General features: G+C 58.7%; 19 protein-coding genes and 3 rRNA genes. 12 read left to right on the top strand and 10 right to left on the bottom strand.

The features are described from left to right. Positions 1 to 16: 16 nt before the first annotated feature. On the top strand, positions 17 to 448 hold the full coding sequence (locus tag RVM27_RS06525) for a hypothetical protein (protein WP_016915967.1): 432 nt from the start codon (positions 17 to 19) through the stop codon (positions 446 to 448). 19 nt (positions 449 to 467) lie between these two features. Here the strand turns inward: RVM27_RS06525 and RVM27_RS06530 are convergent, their stop codons facing one another. Continuing rightward, on the bottom strand, positions 468 to 827 hold the full coding sequence (locus RVM27_RS06530) for a hypothetical protein (protein ID WP_050980333.1): 360 nt from the start codon (positions 825 to 827) through the stop codon (positions 468 to 470). Positions 828 to 893: 66 nt separating this feature from the next. On the opposite strand from RVM27_RS06530, the gene RVM27_RS06535 reads away from it, so the two are divergent. From RVM27_RS06535 to RVM27_RS06555, 5 genes are all read left to right on the top strand, one after another. Next, a complete protein-coding gene (locus tag RVM27_RS06535) occupies positions 894 to 1,700 on the top strand; it encodes a hypothetical protein (RefSeq protein WP_016915964.1) in 807 nt (268 codons plus the stop codon). A gap of 64 nt (positions 1,701 to 1,764) precedes the next feature. After that, a complete protein-coding gene (locus tag RVM27_RS06540; protein WP_016915963.1) occupies positions 1,765 to 2,172 on the top strand; it encodes an acyl-CoA thioesterase in 408 nt (135 codons plus the stop codon). A 39-nt stretch (positions 2,173 to 2,211) separates the two neighbouring features. Next, entirely contained in the window at positions 2,212 to 2,514 is a 303-nt protein-coding gene (locus tag RVM27_RS06545) for a hypothetical protein (protein WP_016915962.1), read from the top strand. A gap of 12 nt (positions 2,515 to 2,526) precedes the next feature. Further along, positions 2,527 to 3,048 (top strand): DUF501 domain-containing protein, encoded by a 522-nt coding sequence (locus tag RVM27_RS06550; RefSeq protein ID WP_016915961.1) that lies wholly within the window; start codon positions 2,527 to 2,529, stop codon positions 3,046 to 3,048. Positions 3,049 to 3,098: 50 nt separating this feature from the next. Continuing rightward, entirely contained in the window at positions 3,099 to 3,644 is a 546-nt protein-coding gene (locus tag RVM27_RS06555) for an LOG family protein (RefSeq protein WP_016915960.1), read from the top strand. Here RVM27_RS06555 and RVM27_RS06560 read toward each other — a convergent pair whose 3' ends face one another. Next, a complete protein-coding gene (locus RVM27_RS06560; RefSeq protein WP_026001954.1) occupies positions 3,645 to 4,154 on the bottom strand; it encodes a hypothetical protein in 510 nt (169 codons plus the stop codon). A 50-nt stretch (positions 4,155 to 4,204) separates the two neighbouring features. After that, the gene (locus RVM27_RS06565; protein WP_498957620.1) at positions 4,205 to 4,702 is read right to left on the bottom strand and encodes a tetratricopeptide repeat protein; all 498 of its coding nucleotides are present in this window, start codon (positions 4,700 to 4,702) and stop codon (positions 4,205 to 4,207) included. A gap of 249 nt (positions 4,703 to 4,951) precedes the next feature. On the opposite strand from RVM27_RS06565, the gene RVM27_RS06570 reads away from it, so the two are divergent. After that, positions 4,952 to 5,983 carry an aldo/keto reductase gene (locus RVM27_RS06570; RefSeq protein WP_498939995.1) on the top strand — a complete coding sequence of 344 codons (1,032 nt, stop codon included), beginning with the start codon at positions 4,952 to 4,954 and terminating at the stop codon, positions 5,981 to 5,983. Between the two features lie 150 nt (positions 5,984 to 6,133). Beyond that, positions 6,134 to 6,919: a peroxide stress protein YaaA gene (gene yaaA, locus RVM27_RS06575; protein ID WP_287804707.1), complete on the top strand. Its 786-nt coding sequence runs from the start codon at positions 6,134 to 6,136 to the stop codon at positions 6,917 to 6,919. On the opposite strand, the gene RVM27_RS06580 is transcribed toward yaaA, so the two are convergent. Continuing rightward, positions 6,916 to 7,491, bottom strand: a complete 576-nt coding sequence (locus tag RVM27_RS06580) for an isochorismatase family protein (protein WP_287804708.1) — start codon at positions 7,489 to 7,491, stop codon at positions 6,916 to 6,918. The genes yaaA and RVM27_RS06580 overlap by 4 nt on opposite strands. Before the next feature lie 142 nt (positions 7,492 to 7,633). Here RVM27_RS06580 and RVM27_RS06585 point away from each other — a divergent pair, with 142 nt between their 5' ends. Beyond that, a complete protein-coding gene (locus RVM27_RS06585) occupies positions 7,634 to 8,485 on the top strand; it encodes a Tim44 domain-containing protein (RefSeq protein WP_144984767.1) in 852 nt (283 codons plus the stop codon). 128 nt (positions 8,486 to 8,613) lie between these two features. On the opposite strand, the gene RVM27_RS06590 is transcribed toward RVM27_RS06585, so the two are convergent. The 5 genes from RVM27_RS06590 to tyrS form a co-directional block, all read right to left on the bottom strand. Continuing rightward, positions 8,614 to 8,802: a hypothetical protein gene (locus RVM27_RS06590; protein WP_287804711.1), complete on the bottom strand. Its 189-nt coding sequence runs from the start codon at positions 8,800 to 8,802 to the stop codon at positions 8,614 to 8,616. 357 nt (positions 8,803 to 9,159) lie between these two features. Continuing rightward, positions 9,160 to 9,275 (bottom strand): 5S ribosomal RNA (gene rrf, locus RVM27_RS06595). Between the two features lie 153 nt (positions 9,276 to 9,428). Continuing rightward, a 23S ribosomal RNA gene (locus RVM27_RS06600) occupies positions 9,429 to 12,322 on the bottom strand. Positions 12,323 to 12,616: 294 nt separating this feature from the next. Beyond that, positions 12,617 to 14,149: ribosomal RNA gene (locus RVM27_RS06605) — 16S ribosomal RNA — on the bottom strand. Together the 16S, 23S and 5S rRNA genes form the textbook arrangement of a ribosomal RNA operon. Before the next feature lie 469 nt (positions 14,150 to 14,618). After that, a complete protein-coding gene (tyrS, locus tag RVM27_RS06610) occupies positions 14,619 to 15,818 on the bottom strand; it encodes a tyrosine--tRNA ligase (RefSeq protein ID WP_498939988.1) in 1,200 nt (399 codons plus the stop codon). A gap of 115 nt (positions 15,819 to 15,933) precedes the next feature. Between tyrS and RVM27_RS06615 the strand changes: the two genes are divergently transcribed. Further along, complete coding sequence (locus RVM27_RS06615; RefSeq protein ID WP_498957621.1) at positions 15,934 to 17,076, top strand: anhydro-N-acetylmuramic acid kinase; 1,143 nt, start codon at positions 15,934 to 15,936, stop codon at positions 17,074 to 17,076. Between the two features lie 10 nt (positions 17,077 to 17,086). Here RVM27_RS06615 and RVM27_RS06620 read toward each other — a convergent pair whose 3' ends face one another. Then, entirely contained in the window at positions 17,087 to 18,127 is a 1,041-nt protein-coding gene (locus RVM27_RS06620; RefSeq protein ID WP_287806524.1) for a type IV pilus twitching motility protein PilT, read from the bottom strand. 34 nt (positions 18,128 to 18,161) lie between these two features. Between RVM27_RS06620 and RVM27_RS06625 the strand changes: the two genes are divergently transcribed. Both RVM27_RS06625 and proC read left to right on the top strand, forming a co-directional pair. Then, positions 18,162 to 18,860, top strand: coding sequence for a pyridoxal phosphate-binding protein (locus RVM27_RS06625; RefSeq protein WP_498957623.1), 699 nt, complete (start codon positions 18,162 to 18,164; stop codon positions 18,858 to 18,860). Between the two features lie 67 nt (positions 18,861 to 18,927). Continuing rightward, complete coding sequence (gene proC, locus RVM27_RS06630; RefSeq protein WP_100732157.1) at positions 18,928 to 19,755, top strand: pyrroline-5-carboxylate reductase; 828 nt, start codon at positions 18,928 to 18,930, stop codon at positions 19,753 to 19,755. The last annotated feature ends 38 nt before the right edge of the window (positions 19,756 to 19,793 follow it).

Consider the following 19,793-nt stretch of genomic DNA (forward strand, 5'->3'; position numbering starts at 1 on the left):
GAGGTAGTCACGCAGCATGCCGCAAGATGACTTTTATACCAAGGTGCGTACAGGACTCCCGGCACTGCTGCGTCAGTGGCTGTCGCTAGGCAGGGCTGATGTCGATCAGTTGGCGCTGATTCTGGCGGAAACGGCACGGGTAGCCAAATTGGGCACGCCGGAGTCGACTCCCAACGGCGCCACGCTCCGGCAGTGGTGCGAGGAAAGCACTGCTGAAATACCGCGCTGGGCGCCTCGTACGGCGGTGTTTCTGCTCAACCAGATGCCTGCCCGCCCTGCGCCACAAAGCGAAGAAGAAGCGTGCGCCTGGGCCTACTGCTGGCTGCGCAATCGTGACTTCGTGTCGCTGAACGATGCCCACGCCGCACTGCCCGAGCATCTCAAGGCACCGCTCGAGCAAGCGCTGGAAGCGGCCTGGCAGGACCAGCAGGGGCTGCGCCTGGTTTAGGCTCCGGATGAACACGGGTTCAGCGGCGTTTACGCACCGGCGATTTGGGCTTGAAACCTGCTGGCTTGGTGGCCAGCCACGTCACGAAGTCGTGAATCTCCGGGTCTGCTTGCAGCGCTTCCAGGCTGGCAAAGCGGTCGGCCAATTCACGCTCGCTATACAGGCGATGAACATGCTTATGGCAGGCGTGGCAGATCCAGACGATCGCCGTCAGCCGCTCTTCACGGCTATGCCGCTTCTGGTAACGCGGCTTGTCATGCAGCGTGCGGGGGATCAGGTGGTGCCTGGTCAGTGAGGTGTCGCGCTGACATAGCTCACAGCACGTCGGCCTGGGGGGCGGTGAAAGCGCATGCTTTTTTGAGGGGGTCGTCCGCGTCACGGTCTGGAGCCTCGCACGTTTGTCGCACCACTAAGAAATCACATAATAAAGCAAGGAAAACGCCGCATGATAGAAGTTCCGCTCACCTGGCAGCTGGCCAAACTGGGGCTGTCAGTCAGCATGGTATTAGGGTTGGGCGCGGTCGCCGTCCGCGCTAGCCCACGCCTGGCCGGTTTGCTTTCGGGCTACCCCCTGGGCACGGCACTGGCGCTGTTTTTCATTGGCCTGGAAATCTCTACGGATTTTGCCAGCGCAAGCGCCGTTCATACCCTGGCAGGCTTTACCGCCACCATGGCCCTTGGGGCTGGTTATATCGTGGCGGGTCGCCGCCCCGGCATGCCGGGCGTACTCGGCGGTGTACTGGGCGGTTTCGCTGCCTGGCTGGCCGTCAGTACGCTGCTGGCACAGTTCAGCTTTACGCGGGTCACCGGGACACTGGTCACGCTGTGCGCCATCGTGCTGTTCAGCTGGCTATTTCGTGCGGTGCCCGATGTCAAAAGCTCGGCCGGAAAGGCATTTTCCTGGTCAGCATTATTGGCACGCGCCACGCTGGCCACCGTCATCATCTTCACCATCACCCGGATCGCCCACTGGGTTCCACCGGAGTGGGCGGGGACTCTGGCCGCGTTTCCTGTCACCATGCTGCCCTTTTTACTCATCCTGCACTTGAACCACGGCCATGCGCCCGTGGCCACGGTCATCAAGCACTACCCCATGGGCCTGGGCTCACTGCTGTGCTATACGTTATGCGTTTCCTATACCTACGACACGCTGGGACTTTTCTGGGGCACGCTGGCCGGGTTTGCCGTGGCGACGCTCTGGCTGCTGGGCTGGATGCAGCTCACTGCCTGGTATCATCGACGCCGCGCTTGACCAAGCGCTCGCTTGGGTGAATGCTGACAAGGTATTTTGACACCTCCATAACAAGGATAAAGCGATGTTTACACGTATCATCGAGCCAGCCTTTTACGATACTGACGCTCTGGGCCATATCAACAATACCCGCCTGCCCGCCTGGTTCGAGCTGGCGCGTAATGATCTTTTCAAGCTCTTCACCCCTGATTTGAATCCACGCCAGTGGCGGCTGATCATGGCGCGCATGGAGATCGATTATCGCGCTGAGCTGTTTTATGGCCACGATATCGAAATACGTACCTACCTGACTCGGCTGGGCAACAGCTCCTTCACCGTGACCCAGGAAGCACGCCAACGCGAAACGTTGACGAACCTGGGACACACGGTCATGGTGCATTATGACCATCATGCCAAGCGTGCCGTCCCCCTCGAAGGAGAGCTGCGTCGGGCACTTTCCACACACTTAGTCACCGAGCCCGCACCAGCCTGATCGACATGGGCCACCCAAGGCGGGGCATCAGGAGTCCTTATGGCTATCCGCTACAATCTCTGGATTGATCCCGACAATACGGCGCAGCACCGCGCCGTCGAGGCCGACCTGGAGCGCTATTTCATGGAGCGTTTTGCCGATTACCCGCACATCCGCTTGTTTGGCGCAGACCCCTACGATTATGATGCCCCGTTCAATCGGCTCTACGATGCGCTGATGGCCCGAGCGGCGGAGTACTGCGAAGAGAAGTGGCGCTACGTGGCGTCACCGGAGCAGTTGAACCGCTGCTTTTTCAGAGCCGTAGGCCGTTCGACCAAATTCGTTCAAGACGATCAACAGTGAGACCCCTCAGCAATGGTTATTCGTACCGACCAAGCACCCGACGAACGCCAACTGGCGATTATCACCCAGCAGCTCGGGCGTGCCCCACGCGGTATCGAAGCCGTTGCAGCCACCGATGCGCATGGCACCCCTCTCGTGCTGCGCATGGCCCCCATCGTTGACGACAAACCGTTTCCTACCCTGTACTGGCTCTGCTCGGATCTGCTCAAGATCGAGATATCGCGTATCGAGGCCGTGGGCGTCATCAAGTCGCTGGAACAGCGCCTGCAGGAAGAGCCCGAGTTTCTCGCCGCCTATCGACAAAGCCATGAAGATTACGTGGCCACGCGTTGGCATTTCATGAGCGAGGCCCAGCGGGAAGAGGTCGCACGACTGGGTTACACCGATGTGCTCACCGAGCGCGGCGTTGGCGGCATCAGCAACTGGCAACAGGTACGCTGCCTGCACACCCAGTACGCACACCACTTGTGCGGCCACAATGTGATCGGCCAGTGGATGGATGAGCATTACGACGTTCAACGCTGTCTGGCTTGAGTCGACAGCGGCACCCCGCCCCTCCCCGTTTACGATAAGGACTCGTTATCATGTCTCGTATTTGTGTCTACCTCGGTTCCCGTGAAGGCAGCAGCCCCGCTTTTCGTCACGCGGCCCATACGCTGGGAAGCGCACTGGCCCAGCGCGGTCATACCCTGGTATACGGCGGCGCACGGATAGGTCTGATGGGGGCGTTGGCCAATGCAGCGCTGGATGCTGGCGGTGACGTCATCGGCGTCATGCCTGACCACCTGGTGGAGCGCGAACAGGCGCACTTCGGGCTGACCGAATTGATTCGCGTACCCAACATGCACGAACGCAAGGCGACCATGGCGGCCAACGCCGATGCATTCATCGCCCTGCCCGGTGGCATTGGCACGTTTGAAGAGCTATTCGAGATATGGACGTGGGGGTATCTGGGTCTCCACGACAAGCCCATGGGGCTGCTGGATACCGACGGCTTCTACGCTCCGTTGCTGACCTTCCTGGATGGCACCGTTGGTCACGGATTCATGGCTCAGACGACACGTGACATGCTGCTGGACGCGCCCACGCCCGATCAACTTCTGGATGTGATGGAAACCCAGCTACGCTAGTCAGGAGCAGCGGCCAAGCTGCGCCAGGGTACGTTGGTAGGTCAGCTGCAACAGGCGCGCATCTTCGCCTGCCCGATGACGGTGGATGCTGCGCTCGGCTACGAGGGCTTCCTTGGTCTCGCTCCAGATCGCCTGCTGCTCTTCACTCATCAGGATACGCAGCGCCTCCAGACGAAACCGCGGCAGCATGCCCGCATGATGGAACAGCAGCGATAGCCAGGTATTGTCGTAGCCCCAGCTATCGCTGTACGCCTTGCCAAGTTCGCGCAGCTCATCGTTCAGCCAGTGGGCTACCTGGCGCACCGGGTAGCCCTCCTTGATCAATCGATCACGGGAAATGCCATGCAGCAGCTCGGCCTTCGGGTCCCAGTGGGTCCACTCTTCGAGGGGCTGAATCAGAAACGCGCAGCAGCTGCCGTCGGCACGTGCGATGCCAACTTCGATCGGGTAGCTGCCACGTCCAAACCCGGACGCTTCAATATCCAGCACTGTTGGTAGCGTCTCGGACACTGCTTTCCTCATCAGTCTATCGGCAGGCCAACGACCTGCTGCGAACCCGCTCACGCCGCTGCGCGACGGCCCGCCAGCGAAGGTTGTTCGGCCAGATTCAGCCAGTAGGCGGCCTGGGCCTGGTCTACCACCAGCCCAAGCTCCCCCCGTCGGTAGGCGCGCACCAGGCGCTGTGCCGCGAGGTAATGGCCTGCCTGAGCCGCTCGTGCATACCAGGTCACCGCGTAATCCTCGCGCCGCGGATACTGCACGCAGCCATGCTCGTAGATATGCGCAACCTGATACTGTGACTTTACATCACCCGCCTGGGCAGCTTCCAATACATAGCGAGCCCCGCGCGCTTTATCCTGAGGCGACACGCTACGGTGAAACAGCATGTGTCCGTACAGCGACTGCGCATCGGGGTGGCCCGCTTCCGCACAACGCTTGAAAAGACGCATCGTCAGCCGTTGGGTACGCGGCGAGCGCGGCAACAGCCAACGCGTGTGAAACAGCTGCTCGGCCAGACGAAACTCCAGCCGAGTCAACAGCGATGATACTTGCGGCATGGCAAACCACCCTGCCTCTTTTGCTTGGAAAACTTCGGCTAGCGCCGTTCAGGAGCCGCTAACCACGCGATAAATCAGCGCTGGGCCGATCAATGGGCTGGCAAGCATACGCTTGCCTTGGCGCCGACTCAACCCTATTGATTTGCTGCTTTTGTAGCGCCTCGTTAACATGGCTGCCAGTGGTCGAATATGGCGCTTCTCAGCGCCTTGCCACCCGAGCACATCACGTCTCAATTAAGGAGAGAGTCAATGCAAACGCGCCCCTTGGGTAGAACGGGCATCGACGTCAGTCGTCTGTGTTTAGGCACCATGACCTTTGGTGAGCAAAACAGCGAAGCCGAAGCTCACGAACAGTTGGATCGCGCCGTTGCGTTTGGCATCAACTTCATCGACACGGCGGAAATGTATCCGGTTCCCCCCAAGGCAGAGACGCAGGGGCTCACCGAACGCTACATTGGCACATGGCTGCAGGCGCGCGGCGCCCGTGATGACGTGATTATCGCCACCAAGGCAGCCGGCCCGGGCCTGGATCATATTCGCGGCGGGCCCAAGATGAGCCGGGAGCACCTTCATCAGGCCATCGACACCAGTCTCGCGCGGCTCCAGACCGACTACGTGGATCTTTATCAACTGCACTGGCCCGAGCGCAGCACCAACTTCTTTGGCAAGCTCGGCTATGTGCACGATGCCCAGGAAGAGACCACGTCGCTCGAAGAAACACTGTCGGCACTGAAGGAACTCGTCGATGCAGGCAAAATTCGCGCCGTAGGTCTCTCCAACGAGACCCCCTGGGGCGTCATGCGCATGCTGCATCTGTCGGAGCGGTTGGGCCTGCCCCGGGTCGCCTCCATTCAGAACCCCTACAACCTGTTGAACCGTTCCTTCGAGGTCGGACTGGCGGAAATCGCCCATCGTGAAGATGTCGGGCTGCTGGCCTATTCTCCACTGGGTTTTGGCGTTCTGTCAGGCAAATACCTCAACGGCGCCCAGCCTCCCAAGGGCCGCCTGACGCTGTATGAGCGCTTCAAGCGCTACACCTCGCCAGAAGCGGAAGCGGCGACACAGGCTTACGTGGACCTGGCCCGAGAGCACGACCTGGACCCCGCGCAGATGGCGCTGGCCTTCGTCAACTCGCGCAGCTTCTTGACCAGCAACATCATCGGCGCGACGACCATGGACCAGCTGGAAAGCAACCTCGCCAGCGAAGGGCTCAAACTGGACGAGGACGTGCTCACGGCCATCGATGACATTCATCGCCGCATGCCAAATCCCTGCCCCTGATGCCCCTGCGCCCGATAGCCCTGCCGCTATCACCCCGATAGCCTTGGCACACCCCAAGGCTTGATATAATAGCTGCACGATTTCTTGTCACTGCCCGCACGCTAACGTGGGGCAGTGGCTTATCCTTGGTCACGGCAAAAGGAGCCCGCCATGCTGAGCGTCATTTCCCCGGCCAAAACGCTGGATTTCGAAACGCCATCCACTACCGACCAGGTGACACAGCCTGATCTCCTGAAGCATGGCCAGCCGCTGATCGGTATCTTGCGTGGTTATTCACCTCAACAGCTGAGCGATTTGATGGGCATCAGCGACAAGCTGGCCGGGCTCAATGCCGCGCGCTTTGCCGAATGGCAGCCCCCCTTCTCCCTCGACAACGCCAAGCCCGCCGTTCAGGCATTTCAAGGGGACGTGTATACCGGCCTGCAGGCCGAGACCTTCAGCGAGGCAGACAACCGCTTTGCGCAGCAGCACTTGCGTATCCTCTCAGGTCTCTACGGCTTGCTGCGCCCGCTGGATCTCATTCAGCCCTACCGTCTGGAAATGGGCACCAAACTGCCCAACGATGCTGGCAAGGACCTTTATGCCTACTGGAAGCCTGTGGTGACTCCCGCGCTCGACCAGGCAATGGAAGAAAGTGGTTCCAGGGTACTGGTCAACCTGGCCTCGAACGAATACTTCAAGGCCATCGACACTCGGAAGCTGGATGCACGCATCATTACGCCAGTGTTCAAGGACGAAAAAAACGGTACGTTCAAGATCATCAGCTTCTATGCCAAGAAAGCCCGTGGTTTGATGAGCGCGTGGATCATCCAGCAACAGATCAACGACCCCGATGCCCTGGCATCGTTCGATGTGGCAGGCTACCGCTTCGATCCCGCCGCATCGGAAGGCGATACGCTGGTCTTTACACGCAAGGAAGCCGACCGGGACCGCTAGAAAAAGGTCACCGGCTGCGGTGAGCGCGGTTTGAGGAATCGCTGGTGCACCTCCTTGAAAAGCGGGGTGTCACAGCGGTGCAGCCATTCATACGCCACCATGTCGGCGCTGACGGCCACCGCGCCTGCCGCACAGGCACGCGCTTTGGCCAGCTGCGCCTCTTCGCGGCGACGGCTAGCCGTTGCTTCGCTCAGCCAGAACACCTCGTAGCCCGCCTCTCGCAGGCCCAACACACTTTGCAGTACGCAAATATGGGCTTCCGTGCCACACACGACGATCTGATGCCGCCCCAGCGCTTTGAGGGCCTGTGCAAAATCTGGCTCTTCCATGGCGCTGAAATGCGTTTTTTGCCATCGTTCATGTGTGCCCACGGCCTTTACCAGCCCCGCCTCCGTGCCGCCTAAACGCTCCGGGTACTGTTCGGTCAGCCAGCGCGGCACCTGCAGCATCTCGGCGACTCCAGCCAGCCAGGCGGCTTCGCGAATGGCCAGTTCGCCACTCTCGATGACAGGCAGCAACCCGGCCTGGAAATCGATCAGCAGCAGCAGACTATCTGTCTTTTGAATACGCACTTTTTCACCCTACTTTTGTCTTTATAGTGAGTGTCAGCATAACCCAGACAGGACGTTACAAGGTACACTGACCATCGCTTATGGATTGGGAGCTGGGTCCCCAGCGCCTTCCGTTTTCTGCATCCTGAAGGGAGAAACCTCAATGTTACGACAGTTTTTTGTCATGCTGCTGGTCAGCGTGATGGGTATGAGTGCTGCCATCGAGCATGCCGAAGCACGACGCATGGGCGGTGGTGGTAACGTGGGCAGCATGTCTCGCTCGGCGGACCGCCCTGCCAGCACGCCCGCACAGCAACAGGCTCAGCCTGCCCAGCAGGGCCAGGCAGGCGCTGCCGCAGCACGCCGTGGCGGCATGGGAGGCATGATGGGCGGCCTGCTGGCCGGCGGCTTGCTGGCAGCGCTGTTCTTTGGCGGTGCCTTCGATGAGCTGCGCATGATGGACCTGCTGGTCATGGTGGGTGTTGCGGCGCTCGCCATCTTTGCGTTCCGCGCCTTCATGCGCCAACGCCGTCCTGCCACGCAAGCAGGTTACCAGCGAGAGCAGCATGGTAACGCTGCCCCCGCTCCCACCAGCTTCTCTTCGTCTGCGGCTCCCGGCAGTTTAGCCAGCGGTCTGCAAAGCACGCCTGACTGGTTCGACAAAGAGCGCTTTCTCGGCGGCGCCAAGGAGCACTTCATGACGCTGCAGCGCGCCTGGGACAATAACGACTTCAGCCAGATTCAGGAGTACGTGACCCCCGAGCTCTACAACCTGCTGCGCGAAGAGCGCGCGCAGGAGCCTGCCAACAACCGCACGGAGGTCGTGCGCCTGTTCGCCGAGCTTGGCGATATCAATGAGTACGACGGCGTTGCCGAAGCCACGGTCATCTTCCATGGCCTACTGGAAGAGAACGGCGAACAGACCGAGTTCAACGAAACCTGGCACCTCACACGCGCCATGCGTGACCAGGCGCCCTGGTACCTGCAAGGTATCGAGCAGAACCCGGGTGCCTGATACGCTGGTCATTGACCGCTGCAACGCAAAACAGCCGCTGATTCAGCGGCTGTTTTTTTATGCTTGACCCGTCATGTTCGGATAGCGGGTAGTGCATTGCCTAGTTTTTCAGATTTAGTTTTTCAAATTTAGTTTTCGGCAGACTCTTCGATGCTCTCGCCCATCTCTTCCAGGCTTTCACCGGCGCTTTCGATGCTGTTATCAATGCTTTCGCCAGCCTCCTCGGCGGGGCCCTGATTATCACAGGCCGCCAGACCACCTACCATCAGCGCAATGAAAAGCGCAGTCGCCAGCTTCTTGATGATCGTCGCATTCATGTCGTTCTCCTCCTGAGCCATAACTCCAGATCGTTCAGTCATATCCTAAAAGAGCACAGGGTTATACACCAGATGAGAAGGGTAAGGAGTTGTTATAAATTATGTTAAGCCAGCCAGCTTTGAGCAAATATCGTGCATTGATCTGCGATACATTGATCAGCGATACGGCGTATTCAGCACCTGAGGTATGTAACGCACAGCAAAAAGCCCCGAACACAGTGTGCTCGGGGCTTTCTACTTAATAAGTGCCTGACGATGTTCGGGCCGGCCACCCGGCGGGCGGCGCTCCGCTACTCTTCAGGGGGAGACCCCTAAAAAGCAAAACCCCGACCATAAGGCCGGGGTTTCGTAATAAGTGCCTGACGATGACCTACTCTCACATGGGGAGACCCCACACTACCATCGGCGCTAAGCGGTTTCACTTCTGAGTTCGGCATGGGATCAGGTGGTTCACGCGTGCTATGGTCGTCAGGCGTAACAGGTAATGCATATCATGCTGAGTATTCGTTGACGTGTATTGTGTGCGTCTCTTGTCAGCAAGCACTTGGGCTCACTGCGGCGTATCCGGTGTGTCGAGTGCGTTCACACTCTTCGTTATCATCACGACCAGACCCCTTGGGTGTTATAGGGTCAAGCCTCACGGGCCATTAGTACACGTTAGCTCAACGCCTTGCAGCGCTTCCACACCGTGCCTATCAACCAGCTGGTCTCGCTGGGCCCTTCAGGAGGCTCTAGGCCTCAGGGATGTCTCATCTTGAAGGGGGCTTCCCGCTTAGATGCTTTCAGCGGTTATCCCGTCCGAACTTAGCTACCCGGCAATGCCACTGGCGTGACAACCGGAACACCAGAGGGTCGTCCACTCCGGTCCTCTCGTACTAGGAGCAGCTCTTCTCAAACATCCAACGCCCACGGCAGATAGGGACCGAACTGTCTCACGACGTTCTAAACCCAGCTCGCGTACCACTTTAAATGGCGAACAGCCATACCCTTGGGACCGACTTCAGCCCCAGGATGTGATGAGCCGACATCGAGGTGCCAAACACCGCCGTCGATGTGAACTCTTGGGCGGTATCAGCCTGTTATCCCCGGAGTACCTTTTATCCGTTGAGCGATGGCCCTTCCATACAGAACCACCGGATCACTAGAACCTGCTTTCGCACCTGCTCGACGTGTCTGTCTCGCAGTCAAGCACCCTTATGCTCTTGCACTCATTGCACGATGTCCGACCGTGCTGAGGGTACCTTCGTGCTCCTCCGTTACGCTTTGGGAGGAGACCGCCCCAGTCAAACTACCCACCACACACTGTCCTCGATCCGGATCACGGACCTGAGTGAGAACGCCAATGATGCCAGGCTGGTATTTCAAGGTTGGCTCCCCTCGAACTGGCGTCCGAGGTTCAAAGCCTCCCAGCTATCCTACACAGGCAACATCAGCGTCCAGTGTGAAGCTATAGTAAAGGTTCACGGGGTCTTTCCGTCTAGCCGCGGGTACACCGCATCTTCACGGCGATTTCAATTTCACTGAGTCTCGGGTGGAGACAGCGTGGCCATCATTACGCCATTCGTGCAGGTCGGAACTTACCCGACAAGGAATTTCGCTACCTTAGGACCGTTATAGTTACGGCCGCCGTTTACCGGGGCTTCGATCAAGAGCTTCGGACGAATCCTAACACCATCACTTAACCTTCCGGCACCGGGCAGGCGTCACACCCTATACGTCCGCTTGCGCGTTAGCAGAGTGCTGTGTTTTTACTAAACAGTTGCAGCCACCTGGTATCTTCGACCGGTTCGGGCTTGGAGAGCAAGTCTCGTCACCCTACGCCGGCGTGCCTTCTCCCGAAGTTACGGCACCATTTTGCCTAGTTCCTTCACCCGAGTTCTCTCAAGCGCCTTGGGATTCTCACCCTGACCACCTGTGTCGGTTTGGGGTACGGTCGCACATGATCTGAAGCTTAGAGGCTTTTCCTGGAAGCGTGGCATCAATGACTTCGACACCGTAGTGTCTTCGTTTCGTGTCTCGGCCTGGGAGGGTCCCGGATTTACCTGAGACCCCAGCCTACTCACTTTCACCAGGACAACCAACGCCTGGCTCACCTAGCCTTCTCCGTCCCCCCATCGCAATCATGTCCGGTACGGGAATATTGACCCGTTTCCCATCGACTACGCCTTTCGGCCTCGCCTTAGGGGCCGACTCACTCTGCTCCGATTAGCGTCGAACAGAAACCCTTGGTCTTCCGGCGAGGGAGTTTTTCACTCCCTTTATCGTTACTCATGTCAGCATTCGCACTCGTGATACCTCCAGCATGCTTCTCAACACACCTTCATCGGCTTACACGACGCTCCTCTACCGCTCATCCGTAAGGATGAACCCGTAGCTTCGGTACCTGGTTTAGCCCCGTTACATCTTCCGCGCAGGCCGACTCGACTAGTGAGCTATTACGCTTTCTTTAAAGGATGGCTGCTTCTAAGCCAACCTCCTAGCTGTCTGAGCCTTCCCACATCGTTTCCCACTTAACCAGGATTTGGGGACCTTAGCTGACGGTCTGGGTTGTTTCCCTTTTCACGACGGACGTTAGCACCCGCCGTGTGTCTCCCACGCTGGCACTCACCGGTATTCGGAGTTTGCCTCGGGTTGGTAAGTCGGGATGACCCCCTAGCCGAAACAGTGCTCTACCCCCGGCGGTGATACGTGAGGCGCTACCTAAATAGCTTTCGAGGAGAACCAGCTATCTCCGAGCTTGATTAGCCTTTCACTCCGATCCACAAGTCATCCAAATCTTTTTCAACAGATCCTGGTTCGGGCCTCCAGTTGATGTTACTCAACCTTCACCCTGCTCATGGATAGATCGCTCGGTTTCGGGTCTATATCCAGCGACTGTGTCGCCCAGTTAAGACTCGGTTTCCCTACGGCTCCCCTATACGGTTAACCTCGCCACTGAATATAAGTCGCTGACCCATTATACAAAAGGTACGCAGTCACAGAACAAGTCTGCTCCTACTGCTTGTACGCACACGGTTTCAGGATCTATTTCACTCCCCTCTCCGGGGTTCTTTTCGCCTTTCCCTCACGGTACTGGTTCACTATCGGTCAGCCAGGAGTATTTAGCCTTGGAGGATGGTCCCCCCGTCTTCAGTCAAGGTTTCTCGTGCCCCGACCTACTCGATTTCACGTGATCAGATTTTCGACTACGGGGCTATCACCCGCTATGGCCAGACTTCCCAATCTGTTCGTCTAATCCGTCACACGCTTAAGGGCTGGTCCCCGTTCGCTCGCCGCTACTAGGGGAATCTCGGTTGATTTCTTTTCCTCAGGGTACTTAGATGTTTCAGTTCCCCTGGTTCGCCTCTTACGCCTATGTATTCAGCGCAAGATACTCATCTTGTGATGAGTGGGTTTCCCCATTCAGAGATGTCCGGGTCACAGGTCGTTTGCCACCTCACCGAACCTTATCGCAGGCTACCACGTCTTTCATCGCCTCTGGCTGCCTAGGCATCCACCGTGTGCGCTTCATTGCTTGACCCTATAACCCGAAGGGGTCTGGGGTTCGCAATGATAACGATTGCCGGATACGCTTGAGACGTATCACAATACAATTTACGTAGAAACGCGTTCAACGCGTTTCTGTCAGCATGATATACATTGTTAAAGAGCGACTGCTATGCGCAGTGGTAAGCGGATGCTTTTTTCACTTCAAAAGAAAAAGAAAGACCTTTTTTCTTTTTTTAATGTGAAGAAAACGCTTATCACTGCGCATCAACAGCATTCTGATCAGGTAATTCATTGTGAGCGCTTGTCGCGAGGGGAAGACATCGTTTAAGGAGGTGATCCAGCCGCAGGTTCCCCTACGGCTACCTTGTTACGACTTCACCCCAGTCATGAACCACACCGTGGTGATCGCCCTCTTGCGTTAGCCTAACCACTTCTGGTGCAGTCCACTCCCATGGTGTGACGGGCGGTGTGTACAAGGCCCGGGAACGTATTCACCGTGGCATTCTGATCCACGATTACTAGCGATTCCGACTTCACGGAGTCGAGTTGCAGACTCCGATCCGGACTGAGATCGGCTTTTCGGGATTGGCTCACTCTCGCGAGTTGGCAACCCTTTGTACCGACCATTGTAGCACGTGTGTAGCCCTACTCGTAAGGGCCATGATGACTTGACGTCGTCCCCACCTTCCTCCGGTTTGTCACCGGCAGTCTCCTTAGAGTTCCCGCCATTACGCGCTGGCAAATAAGGACAAGGGTTGCGCTCGTTACGGGACTTAACCCAACATTTCACAACACGAGCTGACGACAGCCATGCAGCACCTGTCTCTGCGTTCCCGAAGGCACTAAGGTATCTCTACCAAATTCGCAGGATGTCAAGAGTAGGTAAGGTTCTTCGCGTTGCATCGAATTAAACCACATGCTCCACCGCTTGTGCGGGCCCCCGTCAATTCATTTGAGTTTTAACCTTGCGGCCGTACTCCCCAGGCGGTCGACTTATCGCGTTAACTTCGCCACAAAGTGCGCTAGGCACCCAACGGCTGGTCGACATCGTTTACGGCGTGGACTACCAGGGTATCTAATCCTGTTTGCTACCCACGCTTTCGCACCTCAGTGTCAGTGTCAGTCCAGAAGGCCGCCTTCGCCACTGGTATTCCTCCCGATCTCTACGCATTTCACCGCTACACCGGGAATTCTACCTTCCTCTCCTGCACTCTAGCTTGACAGTTCCGGATGCCGTTCCCAGGTTGAGCCCGGGGCTTTCACAACCGGCTTATCAAGCCACCTACGCGCGCTTTACGCCCAGTAATTCCGATTAACGCTCGCACCCTCCGTATTACCGCGGCTGCTGGCACGGAGTTAGCCGGTGCTTCTTCTGTGAGTGATGTCTTTCCTGATGGGTATTAACCACCAGGCGTTCTTCCTCACTGAAAGTGCTTTACAACCCGAGGGCCTTCTTCACACACGCGGCATGGCTGGATCAGGGTTCCCCCCATTGTCCAATATTCCCCACTGCTGCCTCCCGTAGGAGTTCGGGCCGTGTCTCAGTCCCGATGTGGCTGATCATCCTCTCAGACCAGCTACGGATCGTCGCCTTGGTGAGCCTTTACCTCACCAACTAGCTAATCCGACATAGGCTCATCCGATAGCGGGAGCCGAAGCCCCCTTTCTCCCGTAGGACGTATGCGGTATTAGCCTGGGTTTCCCCAGGTTATCCCCCACTATCGGGCAGATTCCTATGCATTACTCACCCGTCCGCCGCTCGTCAGCGGGTAGCAAGCTACCCCTGTTACCGCTCGACTTGCATGTGTTAGGCCTGCCGCCAGCGTTCAATCTGAGCCATGATCAAACTCTTCAGTTTAAGATCAATGCGATCCTTACTCGCTGCCCGAAGGCAACAAAAGCGGATCAAACTTGGCTCAAGGTTCAAACGAATTCACTGCGATACTCCGAAGAGTATCTTGGTGTTCGCTTGCCTTGATATTAGGTGATGATTCACCCTCATCGGCAAGCGCCCACATGAATTACCTGATCAAATTGTTAAAGAGCAACTTTCTTAAGTTCGCTGCGGCAGGCTCGGTGACCTGAACCGTGTTGCCTCAGCGAGGAAGGCGTATTCTACGCATTCCGTGGTGTTTGTCAAGGGCTGTTTTCAGCGCATGAAGTGAGCGATCAATCCAACCAACAGATGACGCTAACTTCCTGACAAACCGAAGGTTTTTCAACCTTCTTCACCGCTGGTAACGCTTGGCGTCCCCGGCAGCGGATGCGTACTTTACGGATTCGCTGCCGGGTTGGCAAGGGCTATTTTGAAAAAGTTTTCAAAAAGTTCAAGCAAGCGTCACACGGGCGTAACGTTTCTTGCCTGCCTGGATGACGCACACCTTACCGGTGGCCAGCATGGCATCTTGAGCAACGACCTCGCCATCGACCTTGACGCTGCCATTTTTCAGCATGTCCTTGGCCTGGGCGCTGTTCTTTGTCAGGCCGGAGCGATTCAGAACAGCGGCGATGGGCGCTTGCTCGCTGCCTTCGAAATCCACCGTCACTTCCGGCAGGTCTTCCGGCAGCTCACCCTCGGCCAGCTGGTTGCCCGCCGACTTGTGCGCATTCGCGGCTGCTTCATCACCGTGGTAACGGGCGATGAGCTCACGCGCCAGCTCCATCTTCACATCCCGAGGATTGGCACCCTGCTCCACGCTGAGCTTCAGCGCGGCGATCTCTTCGTTGGTTTTCAACGAGAGCAATTCAAAGTAGCGCCACATCAAGCTGTCAGGCATGGAGACCAGCTTGTTGAACATCGACCCAGGCGCTTCATCCACGCCGACGTAGTTGCCCAGCGATTTGGACATCTTCTGGACGCCGTCCAGCCCTTCCAGCAGCGGCATGGTAATGACGACCTGTGGCTCCTGGCCAAAATGCTTCTGGATTTCACGCCCCATCAGCAAGTTGAACTTCTGGTCGGTACCGCCCAGCTCGATGTCGGCTTCCAGCGCAACCGAATCGTAGCCCTGCACCAGCGGGTAGAGGAATTCATGAATGGCGATGGGCTGGTTGGCCTTGTAACGCTTCTCGAAGTCGTCACGCTCCAGCATGCGGGCCACGGTGCTTTGGGCGGCCAGCTCGATCATCTTCGCGGCGGTCAGCTCACCGAACCATTCCGCATTGAAACGGACTTCGGTCTTTTCAGGATCGAGGATCTTGAAAACCTGCTCTTTATAGGTTTCCGCATTCGCTTTGACATCGGCTTCGGTCAGCGGCTTGCGGGTGACGTTCTTGCCGGTGGGATCACCGATCCGACCGGTGAAGTCACCAATCAGGAAGATCACCGTGTGCCCCAGGTCCTGGAACTGGCGCATTTTGGTGAGCAGCACGCTGTGGCCGAGGTGCAGGTCGGGGGCGGTAGGATCGAATCCAGCCTTGATGCGCAGCTTGCGGCCCGACGCCAGTTTCTTGCGCAGCTCGTCTTCTACCAGGATTTCATGCGTACCTCGCGACAGCAGCGCTAACGCCTGATCCACCTCACTCATTGCCTCTCTCCATGTACTATATGCCGTATATAGGCGATTAACCGTGATAGCGGGCGATATTACCACGCCCCAAGGCACTGGTTGAGCCTTCACCCCGTTTTGGATGCATGGCGATATGAAAACTTCACCTCTCGCGTTACCGACCTTGTATGTCGGGCTGATGTCGGGCACCAGCCTGGACGGCATCGATGCCGCCCTCGTCGAAATAACGCCCCATACCCCTCCGACCCTGATCGGTACCACGGCGGTTGCCATGCCCGATGCGCTGCATGGGCAGCTGCTGCACTTATGCCACTCGTCGTCGGTGACGTTTGCCGAGCTGGCCGCTGCCGAAGATGCTTTCTGCCGCTTGCAAGCACGGGCCGTCAACACCCTGTTGGCAGAGCATGGCATCGCTCACTACCAGATAGCGGCCATCGGCAGCCACGGCCAGACCATCGAACATGCCCCTGAGGGGCACCAGGGCGGGCCTCGCTATACTTGGCAACTGGACAACCCGAGCCTGCTGGCAGAACTGACCGGCTGCGCCGTCGTGGCGGATTTTCGCCGTCGTGACCTGGCCGCAGGAGGCCAGGCGGCACCCCTGGCTCCGGCGTTTCATCAGGCACTGTTCGGAGCACGGGCAGGTGAACAGCTGGTGCTCAACCTGGGCGGCTTTGCCAACCTTACCTGGCTATCGAGCCAACCAGGGCAGGCGGTGGTGGGGTTCGATACGGGGCCGGCCAATGTGCTGCTGGATGCCTGGTTTGGCCAGCATCATGTCGGCCGATTTGACCAACAGGGCGCCTGGGCAGCCAGTGGCCGCGTGGACACCGCCCTGCTGGAGCGACTGCTGCAAGAGCCCTTCTTTCAGCAGCCACCGCCGCGCAGCACGGGTCGTGAGCTCTTTCACCTGGATTGGCTACAGCGCCACCTCACCGGCCACGAAGCGCCTTGCGACATTCAGGCAACGCTGGCGGAACTCACGGTGGCCAGTATCGCGCAAGGCATTGCCCAACTGCCGCTGGGCGATCAAAAAACGACCCTGCTGGTCTGCGGAGGAGGCGCCCATAACGACCATTTGATGGAGAGACTGGCGGCTCGCCTACCGCACATGGCGCTGGTATCACCGGCCACGCTGGGCTGGCCGGAAGATTGGATCGAAGCGGGTGCCTTTGCCTGGCTGGCCCATCAGCGCCTGCATGGGCTCCCCAGCAACCTGCCTTCCGTGACGGGTGCCAGCGGCCCGCGTGTACTGGGCGGTATTTACGCCGCCTGATACCGCGCCGCTACTCCTTGACCGACAGCGTTCCCTTGGCTCGGGCCTGAGCATCGCCCAGTGTGACCACCCCCTCCTTGGCCAACCGCGTCAAGGAGGCATCCAGCGTTTGCATGCCCAGCGCGCCGCCGGTCTGAATGGCGGAGTAGATCTGAGCCACCTTGTCTTCGCGGATCAGGTTGCGCACCGCTGCCGTGGCAATCAGAATTTCGTGAGCTGCCACGCGCCCGCCCCCCTGTCGCTTGAGGAGCGTCTGCGAGACGACTGCCTGCAGCGACTCGGACAGCATCGAGCGCACCATGGACTTCTCTTCCCCGGGGAACACGTCGATGATCCGGTCGATGGTCTTGGCCGCCGACGTGGTATGCAGGGTGCCAAACACCAGATGGCCGGTTTCGGCGGCGGTCAGCGCCAGCCGAATCGTCTCCAGGTCCCGCAGTTCGCCCACCAGAATCACGTCCGGGTCTTCCCGCAGCGCACTGCGCAGCGCACCAGCAAAGCTGTGGGTGTCACGATGCACCTCGCGCTGATTGATCAGGCAGCGCTTGCTGGTATGCACAAACTCCACCGGGTCTTCGATGGTCAGGATATGCTCGAAGCGGTGGTCATTGATGTAATCGATCATGGCCGCCAGCGTCGTGCTCTTGCCCGACCCCGTTGGCCCTGTCACCAGCACCAATCCCCGCGGCAGCATGGCAAGACGCTCGAACACCTCACCCATACCCAAGGTCTGCATCGACAGCACGTCATTGGGAATGGTACGGAACACCGCCCCGGCCCCCCGCGCCTGGTTGAAGGCATTGACCCTGAAACGCGCAACGCCGGGCACCTCGAAAGAGAAGTCCGTTTCCAGATGCTCTTCATAGTCGCGGCGCTGACGATCGTTCATGATGTCGTAGATCAATCGCCGAACGTCACTGTTCTCCATGGCGGGCACATTAAGCCGACGGATATCGCCATCAACACGTATCATGGGAGGCAAGCCTGCAGAAAGATGCAGGTCGGACGCATTCTGCTTTGCCGAGAATGCCAGCAGTTCGGTAATATCCATCTCTCTTTTCCCAGCTGCGGTAAGGTGTTTGAGTATGACAGACAACGCGCTTCCCGAGTCACTGGCCGCTGCGCGCGAACGCCTGGGCCAGGCGCTCGTCCAGGCCGGGCGACCCGCAAACGGTGCAACGCTGCTGGCGGTGAGCAAAACCAAGCCCGCCAGCAGCGTGCGCCTGGCCTGGCAGCACGGCCAGCGGGCGTTTGGCGAAAACTACCTGCAGGAAGCGCTGGACAAGCAGGCGCAGTTGGCCGACCTGGAAGACATTGTCTGGCACTTCATTGGCCCGTTGCAATCCAACAAGACCCGGCCCGTGGCCGAACAGTTTGCCTGGGTGCACAGCGTCGACCGCCTCAAGATTGCCAAGCGCCTGAGCGAACAGCGCCCGGCCCACCTGCCACCGCTGAATATCTGCCTGCAGGTCAATATCAGTCGCGAAGCCAGCAAATCCGGGGTACTGCCGGAAGATACGCTGGCCCTGGCCCGGGAAATCGCGCCCCTGCCCAGCCTCGCCTTGCGGGGCCTCATGGCGATTCCTGCCCTGGCGGAAACGCAGGAAGCGCAGCGCAAACCGTTGGCTGAGCTACGGGCGCTGCTGGAAACGCTGCAGGCAGCCCTGCCCGACGCCCCTCTGGATACGCTCTCGATGGGCATGAGCGATGACCTCGAAGCCGCGATTCTGGAAGGTGCCACGCTGGTACGGCTGGGCACCGCCATTTTTGGCGCTCGGAGTTGACGGCAACCACCCGAACACGGCTTATTTTCTGCTGCACGTCGCAGCCATTTGCGAAAAAGGATCCCCCATGGCGAACAAGATCACCTTCATTGGCGCAGGCAACATGGCCAGCGCCATTATCGGCGGCCTGATCGACAGCGGTGTCGCGCCTGGCGACATCACCGCCACGGCCCCCAACGAGAGCGAGCTTTCAGCCCTGGCCTCGCGCCTGGGCATTCATACCCATACCGATAACAACGCGGCGGTGAGTGGCGCAGACGTGGTCGTCCTGGCCGTCAAGCCGCAAATCATGCGCGGCGTTTGTGAGGCCCTGCGCGATAGCGTCCAGCAGCAGGCACCGCTGGTCGTCTCGATTGCGGCAGGTCTGGACGCTGACACCATCGACCAGTGGCTCGGGGGTGGTAACGCCCTGGTACGCTGCATGCCCAACACGCCTTCCCTGGTCGGCATGGGCGCCAGCGGCCTCTACGCCAATCAGGCCGTCAGCGAGGCCCAGCGCGAACTGGCCACACAGATGATGGAAGCCGTGGGTATCGTCGAGTGGGTCGAAGAAGAGCACCTGCTGAATGCCGTCACCGCCGTGTCCGGCAGTGCACCGGCCTATTTCTTCCTGATGTTCGAAGCCATGGAAGCAGCCGCCGTGGCACAGGGGCTTTCGGCCGCCACGGCGCGACGGCTGGCCATCCAGACCGCGCTGGGTGCCGCCACCATGGCCAAGCACAGCGACAAAGACCCCGCCACGCTGAAACAGAACGTGATGTCGCCGGGCGGCACCACCGAACGCGCCATTGCCCACATGGAAGAGGCCGAACTGAGAACCATCATCGCCGATGCCATGCAAGCGTGCGCTCAGCGTGCCGATGCCATGGCCAAAGAGCTCGGCCAACACACATAATGCCTGCGTTACACACAGGATGACGTGCCTGATACGCC

Origin of the sequence: Halomonas sp. KM007 (genome assembly GCF_050709225.1) — a bacterium.
GTDB classification, from domain to species: domain Bacteria; phylum Pseudomonadota; class Gammaproteobacteria; order Pseudomonadales; family Halomonadaceae; genus Vreelandella; species Vreelandella hamiltonii.

Excerpts from the sequence above, each read along its gene's own strand:
- RVM27_RS06535 (WP_016915964.1), top strand. The coding sequence starts at position 894 with ATGATAGAAGTTCCGCTCACCTGGCAGCTGGCCAAACTGGGGCTGTCA.
- RVM27_RS06525 (WP_016915967.1), top strand. The coding sequence starts at position 17 with ATGCCGCAAGATGACTTTTATACCAAGGTGCGTACAGGACTCCCGGCA.
- RVM27_RS06565 (WP_498957620.1), bottom strand. The coding sequence starts at position 4,702 with ATGCCGCAAGTATCATCGCTGTTGACTCGGCTGGAGTTTCGTCTGGCC.
- RVM27_RS06555 (WP_016915960.1), top strand. The coding sequence starts at position 3,099 with ATGTCTCGTATTTGTGTCTACCTCGGTTCCCGTGAAGGCAGCAGCCCC.
- RVM27_RS06615 (WP_498957621.1), top strand. The coding sequence starts at position 15,934 with ATGAAAACTTCACCTCTCGCGTTACCGACCTTGTATGTCGGGCTGATG.
- RVM27_RS06620 (WP_287806524.1), bottom strand. The coding sequence starts at position 18,127 with ATGGATATTACCGAACTGCTGGCATTCTCGGCAAAGCAGAATGCGTCC.
- tyrS (WP_498939988.1), bottom strand. The coding sequence starts at position 15,818 with ATGAGTGAGGTGGATCAGGCGTTAGCGCTGCTGTCGCGAGGTACGCAT.
- RVM27_RS06540 (WP_016915963.1), top strand. The coding sequence starts at position 1,765 with ATGTTTACACGTATCATCGAGCCAGCCTTTTACGATACTGACGCTCTG.
- RVM27_RS06590 (WP_287804711.1), bottom strand. The coding sequence starts at position 8,802 with ATGAATGCGACGATCATCAAGAAGCTGGCGACTGCGCTTTTCATTGCG.
- RVM27_RS06585 (WP_144984767.1), top strand. The coding sequence starts at position 7,634 with ATGTTACGACAGTTTTTTGTCATGCTGCTGGTCAGCGTGATGGGTATG.
- RVM27_RS06545 (WP_016915962.1), top strand. The coding sequence starts at position 2,212 with ATGGCTATCCGCTACAATCTCTGGATTGATCCCGACAATACGGCGCAG.
- RVM27_RS06570 (WP_498939995.1), top strand. The coding sequence starts at position 4,952 with ATGCAAACGCGCCCCTTGGGTAGAACGGGCATCGACGTCAGTCGTCTG.
- proC (WP_100732157.1), top strand. The coding sequence starts at position 18,928 with ATGGCGAACAAGATCACCTTCATTGGCGCAGGCAACATGGCCAGCGCC.
- yaaA (WP_287804707.1), top strand. The coding sequence starts at position 6,134 with ATGCTGAGCGTCATTTCCCCGGCCAAAACGCTGGATTTCGAAACGCCA.
- RVM27_RS06625 (WP_498957623.1), top strand. The coding sequence starts at position 18,162 with ATGACAGACAACGCGCTTCCCGAGTCACTGGCCGCTGCGCGCGAACGC.
- RVM27_RS06550 (WP_016915961.1), top strand. The coding sequence starts at position 2,527 with ATGGTTATTCGTACCGACCAAGCACCCGACGAACGCCAACTGGCGATT.